This is a genomic window from Polynucleobacter sp. AP-Sving-400A-A2, assembly GCF_018688155.1.
In the GTDB taxonomy this organism is placed as follows: Bacteria; Pseudomonadota; Gammaproteobacteria; order Burkholderiales; family Burkholderiaceae; genus Polynucleobacter.
Map to the genome: position 1 here is coordinate 1,328,887 of NZ_CP061312.1, position 13,539 is coordinate 1,342,425.

Annotated in this window: 12 protein-coding genes; 3 read left to right on the forward strand and 9 right to left on the reverse strand. The window is 46.6% G+C overall.

Annotated features, from left to right (window positions below; all coding sequences use genetic code 11):
• Window positions 1-91 precede the first annotated feature (91 nt).
• The gene (gene ispH, locus C2758_RS07020; protein WP_215327549.1) at window positions 92-1,039 is read left to right on the forward strand and encodes a 4-hydroxy-3-methylbut-2-enyl diphosphate reductase; all 948 of its coding nucleotides are present in this window, start codon (window positions 92-94) and stop codon (window positions 1,037-1,039) included.
• 315 nt (window positions 1,040-1,354) lie between these two features.
• Here the strand turns inward: ispH and C2758_RS07025 are convergent, their stop codons facing one another.
• From C2758_RS07025 to C2758_RS07045, 5 genes are all read right to left on the reverse strand, one after another.
• On the reverse strand, window positions 1,355-2,956 hold the full coding sequence (locus C2758_RS07025; protein ID WP_215327550.1) for an FMN-binding glutamate synthase family protein: 1,602 nt from the start codon (window positions 2,954-2,956) through the stop codon (window positions 1,355-1,357).
• 102 nt (window positions 2,957-3,058) lie between these two features.
• Complete coding sequence (gene guaA, locus C2758_RS07030; RefSeq protein WP_215327551.1) at window positions 3,059-4,666, reverse strand: glutamine-hydrolyzing GMP synthase; 1,608 nt, start codon at window positions 4,664-4,666, stop codon at window positions 3,059-3,061.
• A 36-nt stretch (window positions 4,667-4,702) separates the two neighbouring features.
• Window positions 4,703-6,169, reverse strand: coding sequence for an IMP dehydrogenase (guaB, locus tag C2758_RS07035; RefSeq protein ID WP_215327552.1), 1,467 nt, complete (start codon window positions 6,167-6,169; stop codon window positions 4,703-4,705).
• 26 nt (window positions 6,170-6,195) lie between these two features.
• A complete protein-coding gene (locus C2758_RS07040; protein WP_215327553.1) occupies window positions 6,196-6,546 on the reverse strand; it encodes an RnfH family protein in 351 nt (116 codons plus the stop codon).
• The gene (locus tag C2758_RS07045; RefSeq protein ID WP_215327554.1) at window positions 6,539-6,970 is read right to left on the reverse strand and encodes a type II toxin-antitoxin system RatA family toxin; all 432 of its coding nucleotides are present in this window, start codon (window positions 6,968-6,970) and stop codon (window positions 6,539-6,541) included. Before C2758_RS07045 ends, C2758_RS07040 begins: the two co-directional genes overlap by 8 nt.
• A 26-nt stretch (window positions 6,971-6,996) precedes the next feature.
• Here C2758_RS07045 and smpB point away from each other — a divergent pair, with 26 nt between their 5' ends.
• Complete coding sequence (gene smpB / locus C2758_RS07050) at window positions 6,997-7,449, forward strand: SsrA-binding protein SmpB (RefSeq protein WP_046330447.1); 453 nt, start codon at window positions 6,997-6,999, stop codon at window positions 7,447-7,449.
• Window positions 7,450-7,562: 113 nt separating this feature from the next.
• On the opposite strand, the gene ppsA is transcribed toward smpB, so the two are convergent.
• Entirely contained in the window at window positions 7,563-9,965 is a 2,403-nt protein-coding gene (ppsA, locus tag C2758_RS07055) for a phosphoenolpyruvate synthase (protein ID WP_215327555.1), read from the reverse strand.
• Window positions 9,966-10,071: 106 nt separating this feature from the next.
• Between ppsA and C2758_RS07060 the strand changes: the two genes are divergently transcribed.
• Window positions 10,072-10,899 (forward strand): pyruvate, water dikinase regulatory protein, encoded by an 828-nt coding sequence (locus tag C2758_RS07060; protein WP_215327556.1) that lies wholly within the window; start codon window positions 10,072-10,074, stop codon window positions 10,897-10,899.
• 14 nt (window positions 10,900-10,913) lie between these two features.
• On the opposite strand, the gene C2758_RS07065 is transcribed toward C2758_RS07060, so the two are convergent.
• From C2758_RS07065 to lpxB, 3 genes are read right to left on the reverse strand one after another with little or no spacing between them, the layout of a single operon-like run.
• On the reverse strand, window positions 10,914-11,732 hold the full coding sequence (locus C2758_RS07065; protein ID WP_251369164.1) for an RNA methyltransferase: 819 nt from the start codon (window positions 11,730-11,732) through the stop codon (window positions 10,914-10,916).
• Between the two features lie 14 nt (window positions 11,733-11,746).
• Window positions 11,747-12,340 (reverse strand): ribonuclease HII, encoded by a 594-nt coding sequence (gene rnhB, locus C2758_RS07070; protein ID WP_215327558.1) that lies wholly within the window; start codon window positions 12,338-12,340, stop codon window positions 11,747-11,749.
• Complete coding sequence (lpxB, locus tag C2758_RS07075; protein WP_371817689.1) at window positions 12,337-13,539, reverse strand: lipid-A-disaccharide synthase; 1,203 nt, start codon at window positions 13,537-13,539, stop codon at window positions 12,337-12,339. Before lpxB ends, rnhB begins: the two co-directional genes overlap by 4 nt.

The window sequence follows — 13,539 nt, forward strand, 5'->3', positions numbered from 1 at the left end:
AACACTAGTTAACGAAAAAATTATTGGCATTTAGGCTTATTGTTTAAATAGCACTCCGACAGTAGTTGACTAGTAAAACTGAAAATACTCCATGCTTTCTTCAGACACCAATCAATCTAAACAGATTTATTTAGCCCAGCCTAGAGGTTTTTGTGCTGGTGTTGAGAGGGCCATCACGATTGTTGAAGAAGCCTTAAAAAAATATGGCAGCCCTATCTATGTCAGGCATGAGATTATTCACAACGCCTATGTTGTCAAAGATTTCGAGGCAAGAGGGGTTATTTTTGTCAACGATGTAGCAGAGGCACCCGAGGGGGCTATTCTGATCTTTAGCGCACATGGTGTAGCTAGAGCAGTTAAAAATGAAGCTCAATTTCGTAATCTAACCGTTTTTGATGCAACCTGCCCTTTGGTTTCAAAAGTGCATGCTGAGGTCATTCGCTTAAATGCGAGTGGCTACCAAATCATTATGATTGGCCATCTTGGACACCCTGAAGTTGAGGGGACGATGGGCCAAATTGATGCTCCGGTTCATCTCATAGAAAAAGTGGCTGATGTAGAAGGCTTAAGTTTTCAAGAAGGTGAATTACTCGCCTTCGTTACTCAAACCACTTTATCGGTAGACGAAACCTCTGAAATCACTGCCGCCCTGTTAGAGAAATATCCGCACATTCATGTACCTAAGAAACAGGATATTTGTTACGCTACCCAAAATCGACAAGATGCTGTTAAAGCAATGCTGCCTTTGGTTGAGATCGTGATAGTTGTGGGCAGCCCAAGTAGTTCAAACTCCAAAAGACTTCAGGAATTATCCTTAAAGATGCGGGTTCCTGCGTTTTTAGTAGATGATCCACTAGAGATAAAACCAGAGTGGTTTGCTGGAGTGAACAATATCGGCATTACAGCCGGTGCATCCGCTCCCGAAGAATTAACAGCAAAAGTGATCAAAGCCATCAAAACGCTTTCCAAAGGTGTGGTGCTACCCATGAAAGGCATCGCTGAAAACATCAACTTTTCTTTGCCTAAGGGACTAGTTTAGACGCTCCGCTTGATTTCTATTTCTAGAAAATAAAATACGTCCAATACTGAGAACTATTTATTCCAGCTTTTGAAAAAAGAGCTTGATACGGTAGCTAAGAAATAGCATGCCATGCCAATAATGAAGATGTAATACTCGCCAGTATTGAAAAATAGCACTAAGCCTATGATCGTTATACCGAGAGAAAGAACGCTGAGTATTGTTTTAACAAACATATTGATTCCTACAATTGAATTATTAATCTTTGCTTATATTAAGACAAAAAGGGATTTGGTGCTCTCAAGCTCAAATAGTGTGGCTGGAATTCACTAGGTCTTATAGCGGGGCTAAGCCAAATTTACTGGTTTGAGCCCTATCCCAATACTGAAGATACTCCTGAGGTAAATCTTTTTGCAATGGGGCGTCAGCACCTTGTAATAGCGCTCCAGGAGACAGGGTTGGGAGCTGAGATGCTAATGAAGTTATCTTGCCAGAACCATCTCTGCACAAAAGATAATCCGGTGTAATTTCCTTGGGATGCATGAGACCTGCTGACCCAATTAAATCCGCTAAAGATGCAACAGTATTCTGATGGAATGCAAATACTCGCTCAGCCTTATCAGGGACCACCAATGCTCTTTGACGTCCCAAATCCTGAGTTGCAACGCCTGTAGGACACTTGTCCGTATGACATGTTCGTGACTGAATGCAGCCTAAGGCAAACATAAACCCTCTTGCAGAATTACACCAATCGGCTCCTAAAGCAAGTGCACGAATAATGTCATAGCCGGAAATAATTTTTCCAGAGGCTCCAATCGCAATCTCCTTGCGCTTATTAATTCCGACCAAGGTGTTATGCACTAACCTAAGGCCATCACGAAGCGGCATCCCCACATGATCTGTAAATTCAACAGGGGCGGCACCAGTACCGCCCTCGCTTCCATCAACCACTATGAAGTCGGGGCTAATGCCTGTCTCTAGCATCGCCTTAGCAATACCAAAAAACTCCCATGGCTGGCCAACGCATAATTTAAAGCCAACGGGCTTACCGCCGCTCAACTTACGCAAACGCGCAATGAATTTCATTAGCTCTAATGGAGATGAAAATTCAGCATGATGGGCTGGAGAGACACAATCCTCGGCAATCGGGACACCCCTAGTCGCAGCAATTTCAGCAGTAACTTTAGCGCCAGGCAAGACCCCACCATGACCTGGCTTAGCGCCCTGTGATAGCTTAATTTCCACCATCTTGATTTGCGGATCAACTACCTGGGTAGAAAATTTTTCCTCTGAAAATCGACCATCCACGGTGCGACAGCCAAAGTATCCAGATCCAATTTCCCAAATAATATCGCCGCCGAACTCGCGATGATATGAAGAGATTGAGCCTTCGCCAGTATCATGAGCAAATCCACCCAGCTTTGCGCCTCTATTCAGCGCTCTAATTGCATTTGGTGAAAGCGACCCAAAACTCATCGCAGAAATATTAAATATAGATAAAGAGTAAGGCTGAAGACAACTCGAACCACCGACTTGAATACGAAACTGACTTGGGTCAGGATGGCATGGTGAATTTGAGTGTCCCAACCATTCACCCTCAGGACCATACATTGACTTGATTGAACCAAATCCCCGCTTATCGTTGTCCTTTTTAGAGCGGCTATAAACCATAGCCCTTTGATTTCTTGAAAAAGGAATTTTCTCCTCATCATCCTCCAAGAAGTATTGACGTATCTCAGGACGGATATATTCAAGTAAGAATCGAAAATGCCCTATCAAAGGGTAATTGCGCAATATTGAATGATGCTTTTGAATTGAATCTTTTAGGCCAATCAAAAACAATCCAAAGAAGAATATAGCTAAATATGGGCTATATGAAAAAGATAGGGGGGCAAGTATGCCAGTTGAGAGCCAAAAAAAGTATCTGGAATAATGCATTTAAAAGCCTCCTGCTTAGGCTTTGATAGCCAATATTAAGAAGTTAGATTTCTATTTAAAATTTACAGCAAGAAGTACAAAAGCAATAAGCTGATTACGACCCTATTCCCACTCAATGGTTGCTGGCGGCTTTCCGCTGATGTCATAGACCACGCGATTAATGCCACGAACTTCATTGATGATGCGGTTTGATACTTTGCCCAGCAGATCGTGTGGCAAGTGTGCCCAGTGTGCAGTCATGAAGTCTTGTGTTTGTACTGCTCTGAGTGCAACGACGTATTCATAGGTTCTACCATCACCCATGACGCCCACAGACTTTACTGGCAAGAACACAGCAAAGGCTTGGCTAGTGAGGTCATACCAAGATTTTTGGCTTGCTTCATCAATCGTATTACGCAATTCTTCAATGAAGATGGCGTCAGCACGTTGAAGTAAGTCAGCAAATTCCGATTTTACTTCACCTAAGATACGCACACCAAGACCAGGTCCTGGGAACGGATGGCGATAGACCATCTCACGTGGTAAACCTAAAGCAACGCCGAGTTCACGCACTTCATCTTTAAACAATTCACGTAATGGCTCAAGCAGCTTGAGATGCATATCTTCAGGTAAGCCACCTACGTTGTGATGGCTCTTAATCGTATGCGCGCCCTTCTTGCCTTTACCGGCAGACTCAATTACATCTGGATAAATAGTTCCTTGAGCGAGCCACTTAGCATTGGCAATCTTGCCGGACTCAGCCTGGAAAATCTCTACGAATTCTTTACCGATGATCTTGCGCTTGGCTTCAGGATCTGCAACACCCGCAAGCTCAGACATAAACTTTTGTTTGGCGTCCACTCGAATCACCTTAACGCCAAGGTTTCGAGCAAACATTTCCATCACCATGTCGCCTTCGTTCAAGCGAAGTAGGCCGTGATCAACAAACACACAAGTGAGTTGCTCACCAATGGCGCGATGTATTAAGGCTGCTGCCACGCTAGAGTCAACACCCCCGGATAAACCGAGAATCACTTCTTCGTCACCAACTTGCTTGCGAATATGGTCAACCGCTTCGCTGATGTAGTCACCCATGACCCAATCTGGTTTGCACTGACAGATCTCGTGTACAAAGCGGCCTAAGATAGCTTCACCTTGCAAGGTATGAGTTACTTCAGGATGGAATTGGAATGTATAGAAACGACGCTCTTCATCAGCCATACCAGCGATAGGGCAGGAATCGGTTGAAGCCATGAGCTTAAAAGCTGGTGGCATTGTTGTTACAGAGTCACCGTGACTCATCCATACCTTCAGAATGCCGTGACCTTCACTGGTAGAAAAGTCCTGAATACCTTTTAACAAATTGGTATGGCCATGGGCACGTACTTCTGAATAACCAAACTCACGGGCTTTACCAAGAGATTCAGCGGAAGCAACTGCGCCACCCAATTGGCTTGCCATGGTTTGCATACCGTAGCAAATACCTAAAACAGGAACGCCGAGTTCAAAAACGATTTGCGGTGCACGAGGACTACCCTCTTCCGTTACAGAGCTAGGTCCACCTGAAAGAATGATCCCTTTGCCACCCTGCTCTTGAATGAACCTACGAATGAATTCTGGATCGCAATCGTAGGGATGAATTTCAGAATAGACGCGCGCATCACGCACACGTCGGGCAATCAATTGGGTGACTTGTGAACCAAAGTCAAGAATCAGTATTTTGTCGTGCACGAAAGGATTGCCTTAAATTCAGCCTGCTGTTACTTCTTAATCAATATGGTAATTCGGTGCTTCCTTGGTGATCTTCACATCATGAACGTGTGACTCGCGTACACCCGCTGAAGTGATTTCCACAAAATTCGCTTTCTCATGAAGCTCATCAATCGTCTTGCAACCTAAATAGCCCATTGAAGAACGAATACCACCAGTCAATTGATGCAAGATAGCCAGTACGCTACCTTTGTAAGGTACTTGACCTTCAATACCTTCTGGCACTAGCTTCTCAGCATTCGCCGCACTGATATCGCTTTGGAAATAGCGATCCGCAGAGCCATCCGCCATCGCGCCCAAAGAGCCCATGCCGCGATAGCTTTTGTATGAACGCCCTTGATAGAGGAACACTTCACCAGGAGCTTCTTCAGTACCAGCAAACATACCCCCCATCATCACTGAGCTTGCACCAGCAGCTAAGGCTTTTGCAACGTCACCTGAGTAACGCACACCACCATCAGCAATGAGAGGAATGCCTGTACCTTTGAGGGCAGCAGCCACATTGACGATGGCGCTAATCTGAGGCACACCAACACCTGCAACAATCCGGGTGGTGCAAATAGAGCCTGGGCCAATGCCGACCTTCACGCCATCAGCACCATGATCAGCTAATGCTTTAGCAGCTTCGCCTGTGGCAATGTTTCCACCAATCACTTGTACGTGAGGGTAATTTTTCTTAACCCACTTCACACGATCTAAGACACCTTGGCTATGACCGTGTGCGGTATCCACCACAATCACATCGACGCCTGCACGAACTAAAAGCTCAATACGTTCATCATTATCAGGACCAACACCGACTGCAGCGCCAACGCGCAATTTACCTTCGCTATCTTTACAAGCATTTGGATGCTCGGTAGCCTTCAAGATATCTTTAACAGTGATAAGGCCGCGCAGTTCAAAATTATCGTTGACTACTAGTACGCGCTCTAAGCGATGCTGACTCATCAAGCGCTTCGCCTCTTCTAGCGAGCAACCTTCTTTAACTGTAATCAAGCGCTCACGGGGAGTCATCTTGGATTTGACGGGCGCATCTAAGTCTTCTTCAAAGCGCAAGTCGCGGTTGGTAATGATGCCCACCACCTCTTTGCCAGTGAGCACTGGAAATCCGGAGAAACCATGCTCACGAGAAAGTTGAATGACTTGGCGAAGCGTGGCATGTGGATCCACCGTAATAGGATCGCGCAAAATGCCAGATTCGTAACGTTTAACTTTAGCCACCTCCCTAGCCTGTTCAGTAGGTTTGAGATTTTTGTGGACAATTCCAATACCACCCTCACTGGCCATAGCAATTGCCAAGCGACCTTCAGTAACGGTATCCATAGCTGCGGACACCAATGGAGTATTGAGTGAAATTTCTCGAGTTAACTTACTTGCCAAGCTGGCATCTCGAGGGAGTACCGAAGAATAAGCCGGTACGAGGAGCACATCGTCAAAAGTGAGTGCTTTTTGAATGAGTCGCATGCAAAACCCCTAGTCACAAAACAAGATTATAGCCTCCTCGCCTTTCTTTTAGCTGCGGCAGCCTGGAATTTGGCATCTTGGTTCTGATTGGCCTTCTTGCGCCGGACGGCCTTGGGGTCAACCAGGAGCGCAGAATAGAGCTCTAAGCGGTCACCATCGTAAATAGGGCTGTCCCAATCCTTACGCTTGCCAAAGACGCCAAAACAGCCTTTTCTGGCTAAGACGGGATCATGAGGACCTTGCGTGATTCCCGCTTTCATCAGGGCAAGTCCTACAGTTGGGGCCTCGGCAGGCAACAAGTGCAGTGTGAAAGGGTTTAAACGAGGCTCACCTAAGCGGGCATCACAAATCCAAATTTCCATGGACTGACTAGCCATAGAGGTCTTCAGCTCGCTTGACGAAACAATCCACAAAGGTGCCTGCAATATGCCCAAAGACTGGGCCAATGATCTTATCTAGGATGACGCTCTTAAACTCCCAGTGAAGCTTAAATTCCACCTTGCAGGCATCTTCTTTGAGGGGAATGAAGTTCCACTGCCCGGAAAAATGCTTGAATGGGCCATCCACAAAGACCATATCAATGCTTTCGGGGCGACGATTGGCGTTTCGAGTATGAAAATACTGATTAATACCCTTAAAGTGGATATTGATTTTGGCGTCCAAAACAATCTCAGATTGCTCAAAAATTTCCACGCCGCCGCACCAGGGCAAGAACTCTGGGTAGCGGGCAACGTCAGTTACCAAACCATACATGCGGTCTGCGGATTGGCCAATTAAAACGGTCTTGTTGACGTCTGCCATAATCGATCTTGAGAAGCTAAATAAATATGAGTATCGTCGATAACAAAAAAGCCTTCTTCGATTATTTTATCGAAGAACGGTTCGAGGCAGGGCTGGTTCTGGAAGGCTGGGAAGTTAAAGCCATCCGCGCCGGTCGCGTGCACGTCAAAGAAGCGTATGTTGTCATCCGTCAGGCGGAGCTGTTTCTGATCGGCTGCCACATCACCCCCCTGCTTTCGGCCTCTACCCACATAGTCCCCGATAGCACCCGTACCCGCAAACTCCTCCTCAATGCCATTGAGATTAAAAAACTGATTGGCAAAGTGGAGCAAAAGGGCTATACCCTCGTCCCTTTGAACCTGCATTTCTCCAAAGGGAATGTGAAGTGCGAGATCGGACTAGCCCGCGGCAAGAAACAACATGACAAACGTGCCGCCACCAAAGAGCGTGAATGGGAAGTTCAAAAGGGTCGGATTGCTCGGGGCGACCTCAACGCTTGATTGGCCAAGTGAGTGCCTAGCTATTCAAGCTAATAATATTCAGCACAAAGCAAAATGCCTAGATTTTCATCTAGGCATTTTTTTCATCTTGCTAGTCAATAGCAGTTGGGGGGTTAAGCTTCCTTCTTGCCCAACATTTCCCAGGTAGCTACTACGCTATCCGGATTGAGAGAGATCGAAGTAATACCCTTAGCAACTAACCAGCGCGCAAAGTCTGGGTGGTCTGATGGACCTTGGCCGCAAATACCAACATATTTGTTTTGCTTAAGGCAAGCTTCAATAGAGCGGGCAATCATGAACTCTACTGCGGGGTCGCGCTCATCAAAGTCAATTGCCAGCAATTCCATACCGGAATCACGATCTAAGCCCAAAGTTAACTGAGTCATATCGTTTGAACCGATTGAGAATCCATCGAAATGCTCGAGGAATTGATCCGCCAAGATTGCATTCGAAGGAATCTCGCACATCATGATCAGGCGCAAGCCATTCTCACCACGCTTGAGACCTAACTTAGCCATCATGTCGATAACACGCTCAGCCTGCTTAACGGTGCGAACAAAGGGCACCATGATCTCAACGTTATCCAGACCCATATCCTCACGAACACGCTTCATTGCGGCGCACTCTAAAGCAAAGGCTTCACCAAAATCAGCCGATACATAGCGGGATGCGCCACGAAAACCGAGCATTGGATTCTCTTCGTCCGGCTCATAGCGTGAACCACCGATAAGCTTCTTATACTCATTTGACTTAAAGTCAGACAAACGCACGATCACGGGTTTTGGATAAAAAGCTGCGGCAATCGTTGCTACACCTTCAACCAATTTATCCTCATAAAACTGACGTGGGCTTGCATAGCCACGAGCAACGCTCTCGACAGCGCGCTTGAGATCGGGATCAATGTTTGGGTATTCCAATACAGCGCGTGGGTGCACACCAATGTAGTTATTGATGATGAACTCGAGGCGGGCCAAACCAACACCGGCATTTGGGATTTGGCAGAAGTCAAAAGCTAACTGAGGATTACCGATATTCATGGTGATCTTGACTGGGATCTCTGGTAATACACCACGAGAAACTTCAGTCACTTCAGTTTCAATCAAGCCATCATAAATATGACCTTCGTCACCCTCTGCACAAGACACGGTAACCATCATGCCGTCTTGTAAATGCTCAGTCGCATCACCACAACCTACTACCGCAGGAACACCTAACTCGCGAGCAATAATCGCTGCGTGACAAGTACGACCGCCACGATTAGTGACGATCGCAGAAGCACGCTTCATCACTGGCTCCCAGTTAGGATCAGTCATATCGGCAACCAATACATCGCCTGGCTGCACACGATCCATCTCGCTTGGGTCACGAATAATACGAACCGGGCCTGCGCCAATCTTTTGACCAATTGCACGACCCTTGGCTAACACTTTGGAGCTACCTTTTAACTTGTAGCGCATCTCCACTTGACCTGCAGCTTGGCTCTTCACTGTCTCTGGGCGAGCTTGCAGGATATAAATACGGCCATCTTGACCATCCTTACCCCACTCGATGTCCATTGGACGGCCATAGTGCTTTTCAATAATGACCGCGTATTTTGCTAATTCAGTAATGTCAGCATCTTCCAATGAAAAACGATTACGCTTTTCTGGAACAACATCCACAGTCATCACCTTCTCAGCAGAGCCTGCTGGGGCAAATTGCATCTGGATCAATTTGGAACCTAAAGAGCGACGAATAATCGCCTTCTTATCTTTTGCCAAGGTAGTTTTGAACACATAGAACTCATCTGGGTTCACTGCACCCTGCACTACTGTCTCGCCTAAGCCATAGCTAGAAGTGATAAAGACCACATCTTCGAAGCCTGACTCTGTATCTAAAGTAAACATCACGCCAGCTGCACCCAGGTCAGAGCGCACCATACGCTGAATACCGGCAGACAAGGCTACTTCAGAGTGGGCAAAACCCTTGTGAACGCGATAAGAAATCGCACGGTCGTTATATAAGGAGGCAAATACTTCACGAATCTTCTTGAGAACATCATCAATGCCTTCAACGTTCAAGAAAGTTTCTTGCTGTCCGGCAAACGAAGCATCAGGCAAGTCTTCTGCGGTCGCAGAAGAGCGCACTGCAAAGGAGCCTTTACCAGAGTCATCTAATGTTTTGAATGCGGTACGAACCTCTTCATCCAGACGCGCCTGAAATGGGGCAGTCTCAATCCAGCCGCGGATTTCTTTTCCGGCCTCGGCTAGCGCACGCACATCATCAATATTGAGATTTTCTAAGCGCTTCTGAATGCGCTCAGTTAAGTTGTTGTGCTCTAAGAAATCACGAAATGCCAATGAGGTAGTGGCAAATCCAGTAGGCACACGAACACCCGTGGAGGACAGCTGAGAAATCATCTCGCCAAGTGAGGCATTTTTACCGCCGACTGACTCAACATCGGTCATGCGGAGTTGCTCAAAAGGCAGAACATAGGCATTTGCTACATCGTTACTTTGTTGCTGTTGGTTGGACATAAAATACTCTCTAAGGATAAGGAAACTGGTCGAGCGGCCGGATAAAATGCGGCATACTTCATTAACTACATATTGTAGTGCTGACCAAGACCTCTAGGCCAATCTCATGTCTACCCAAACGCGTATTGTTTTTATTGTTTCTGATGGCACCGGCATTACTGCCGAGAACTTCAGCCAATCAATTTTGGCCCAATTTGAGGCCACTTTTAAGCATATTCGGGTACCTTTTGTAGATAGTCCTGACAAAGCCCACGATGCGGTCTCTAGCATCAATCAGGCAGCCTCTAAATATGAGGTCCAGCCGATTGTTTTCACTACTTTAGTGAATCCCGAACTGAACGCCATTGTCAGCAAAGCCAATGGTCTGATTTTGGATATGTTCCAAACTTTTGTGGCACCTTTGGAGCAGGCTCTCGGGGTTAAATCAACCCATGCGATGAACCGCCTGCACCACAATGCGGATACTGAGGCCTACAAAAATCGGATCGAGGCCATTAACTACTCTTTGGCCCATGATTATGGTCAATCTAATAAAAACCTAGCCGAGGCTGACGTCATTCTGGTTGGCATTTCCCGGGTTGGTAAAACACCAACTAGTCTTTACTTAGCAATGCAATATGGCATGAAAGCAGCAAACTACCCTCTTATTCCAGAAGACTTCGAACGTGGGCAACTACCTAAAGATTTAATCCCGTTTCGCAGTAAGATCTTTGGCTTGATGATTGATGCCGAGCGTTTGTCAGAGATTCGTAATGAGCGGCGCCCTGGCAGTAATTACGCTAAGTTAGAAAACTGCCGCTATGAAATTAATGAAGCCACCGCCATGATGAAAAAAGAATCTATTCCTTGGGTGGCTACAACCAGCAAATCAATTGAAGAGATTGCCACTACTGTCTTGCAATCTATGAAGTCGGATAAAACAATTCTGGGCTAATGTATTAGCTAATTTTAGTTGCGACGAATTCTCACGGTTTCAAATAGACAGATTGCCGCAGCAGTAGATACATTAAGCGATTCAACTCTGGGATCAATCGGGATTGATACACCTTTGGCTTGAGCCATCAGATCTTCAGAAACGCCCTGTCCTTCACTTCCCATTACCCAGGCAACAGGATGAATCAATACCTTGGGCATGTTGTAGAGATCGAGCTCGCCATTAGCAGTAGCAGCGAGCAAAGGCGCAGTGACTGCACTCAGTACTTGCTGAGATGACCAGCCCTCATAAAGATCGAGCAAGCGATGAGCGCCCATACCAGCGCGTAATACTTTGCTTGACCATAGGTGGGCACAACCTGATAGTGCAACTACTTGAGTAAAACCTGCTGCCGCGGCAGTGCGCAAGATAGAGCCCACATTACCTGCATCCTGAATGCGATCCAAAATAATGACATCGCCTTCAAGCGTAGCAACTGACTTTTGCGGGTTTAATGCGGATTGTGGAAGGTCTAGCAGGCCTGCAATCTGCGGCGCATTGACCAGATCACTAAGTAAGTCCCATAAACCCTTATCTAATTGATAGACGCGAGTCTCGGGACAGATTTCTACATGGTCATAAACGGCTTGAGCAATTTCAGGATTTTGTAAACCCAACTCGGAGGTAATCAATGTCTTGAGTGCCGGATTACCCACCCAGGTCTGCACTAAATGAATTCCTTCAAGCAAAGCCTGACCACAAGCAAATCTCGCCTTTTGTCCTTTGGGACCAGTAGCTTGTAATTGACGAATCTCCCTAAACAAGGAGTTGTCTTTTGAACTGATAAATTCCATTTTCATAGTTGGGATTATCGACTATGCAGTGCTAATACATTACGGACCGGAGAAAAACTACGGCGATGTTGCTCGCACGCACCAAATGCCTTTAGTGCTGCGAAATGCGCTTCAGTTGGGTACCCCATGTGCTGAGCAAAGCCATACTGGGGATGCAGTTCATGTAAGACCATCATTTGACGATCGCGTATCACCTTAGCCAAAATCGATGCCGCTGAAATTGCTGGCTCTTTAGTATCACCCTTCACAATAGCCTCGGCTGCTATGGGAAGCTCAGGACAGCGATTGCCATCAATCAAGGCCTTATCTGGCCAGCCACCTAGACGGGTAGTGAGATCTTCAATTGCACGGCGCATTGCCAACATCGTCGCTTGCAAAATATTGATCTCATCAATCTCGACTGGGCTCGCCTCCCCAATACCCCAGGCTTTAGCCTTAAGCTGAATTTGCTCAAACAAAAACTCACGTCTTGCGGCCGATAGCTTCTTAGAATCTTTTAATCCGCTAATGGGATTATCAGGATCGAGTACGACAGCACCAGCGACAACTGCTCCCGCTAATGGGCCACGCCCCGCTTCATCAACACCACATACCCAAATCAGGCTCACACAATAACCCGATTTCTTACGGCGGTAATAGTTTGCGCTAGGGCCTGTGCCACTAATAAACCAGTGGGTCTGCGCAAGGTCTCATGCATTTCTGCAAAACGGGTTTTGAGTTGAGTAACTTTACTGGGGTTGTTTAACCAAGCTAGCAAGGCATCGGCCAACTTCATTGGAGTTGCATCATCCTGCAAAAGCTCTGGGACAACAAACTCTCCACAGAGAATATTAGGTAAACCAACATACGGTAGATAGCCCTGCCGTTTCATGATCTGTGCTGTCAACCAAGGCACCTTATAAGAAATCACCATCGGCTTTTTCCAGAGCGCCGCCTGTAATGTCGCTGTCCCACTAGCAATCAGCACAACATCAGCGGCCTCAAGCACTACATCAGCCTCGCCATCAATCAGATAAATTTTGAGATCAGGATTTTTCTCGAGGGTACTTTTGAGTAATACCTCTAGCGGCTCACGCAGGCGTGGTGTTGCCACCGGGATTACAAAATGCAGAAGCTGTCCTGGCATGCGCTTTGCAAGCTCGGCCATGGTTTCAAAAAAGACTGGTGCAATCAGTTCAATCTCAGAACCGCGACTACCAGGTAGAACGGAAATCACAATTCCATCTAACGTATTGGCTGGCAGGTTTAGGATTTCTTCTATTCTGTGCTTAGCGCTTATTGGATTGGGCTCCAGGGGAATCTCGCTCGCTAGTGGATGCCCAACATAAGTTGCGCTGATGCCAGCACGCTCATAGATCTCAGTTTCAAAGGGAAAAATACAGAGCATGCGTTCAACTGCTTGCTTGATCTTCGTAATGCGCCCTGCTCTCCAGGCCCAAATGGATGGAGAAACAAAATGCAAAGTTGGAATACCTGCTTTACGCAAAGCTAACTCGACGCCTAAATTGAAATCTGGTGCATCAATCCCTAGATAGACATCGGGGCGACCTTCGCCAGTGAAATTGGCAATCAACTCTTTACGCAGTTTCAGAATAGCGGGTAACTGTTTAATTGCCTCTACGTAACCACGGACACTTAATGTCTCCATTGGCCAATCTGAGCGCAGGCCCTCTGCCTGCATACGAGGACCACCAATACCGTAGACCTCTAAATTTGAGGTGTTGGGGATCTGCTTTAGTGCACTCAATACTGGCGCTGCCAGCAGGTCACCCGAAGGCTCTCCGACAACACAAGCAAGTTTAGACAC

Coding starts and splice junctions, on each gene's coding strand:
- ispH (WP_215327549.1), top strand. CDS start 92: ATGCTTTCTTCAGACACCAATCAATCTAAACAGATTTATTTAGCCCAG.
- C2758_RS07025 (WP_215327550.1), bottom strand. CDS start 2,956: ATGCATTATTCCAGATACTTTTTTTGGCTCTCAACTGGCATACTTGCC.
- guaB (WP_215327552.1), bottom strand. CDS start 6,169: ATGCGACTCATTCAAAAAGCACTCACTTTTGACGATGTGCTCCTCGTA.
- C2758_RS07040 (WP_215327553.1), bottom strand. CDS start 6,546: ATGGCTAGTCAGTCCATGGAAATTTGGATTTGTGATGCCCGCTTAGGT.
- C2758_RS07045 (WP_215327554.1), bottom strand. CDS start 6,970: ATGGCAGACGTCAACAAGACCGTTTTAATTGGCCAATCCGCAGACCGC.
- smpB (WP_046330447.1), top strand. CDS start 6,997: ATGAGTATCGTCGATAACAAAAAAGCCTTCTTCGATTATTTTATCGAA.
- ppsA (WP_215327555.1), bottom strand. CDS start 9,965: ATGTCCAACCAACAGCAACAAAGTAACGATGTAGCAAATGCCTATGTT.
- C2758_RS07060 (WP_215327556.1), top strand. CDS start 10,072: ATGTCTACCCAAACGCGTATTGTTTTTATTGTTTCTGATGGCACCGGC.
- C2758_RS07065 (WP_251369164.1), bottom strand. CDS start 11,732: ATGGAATTTATCAGTTCAAAAGACAACTCCTTGTTTAGGGAGATTCGT.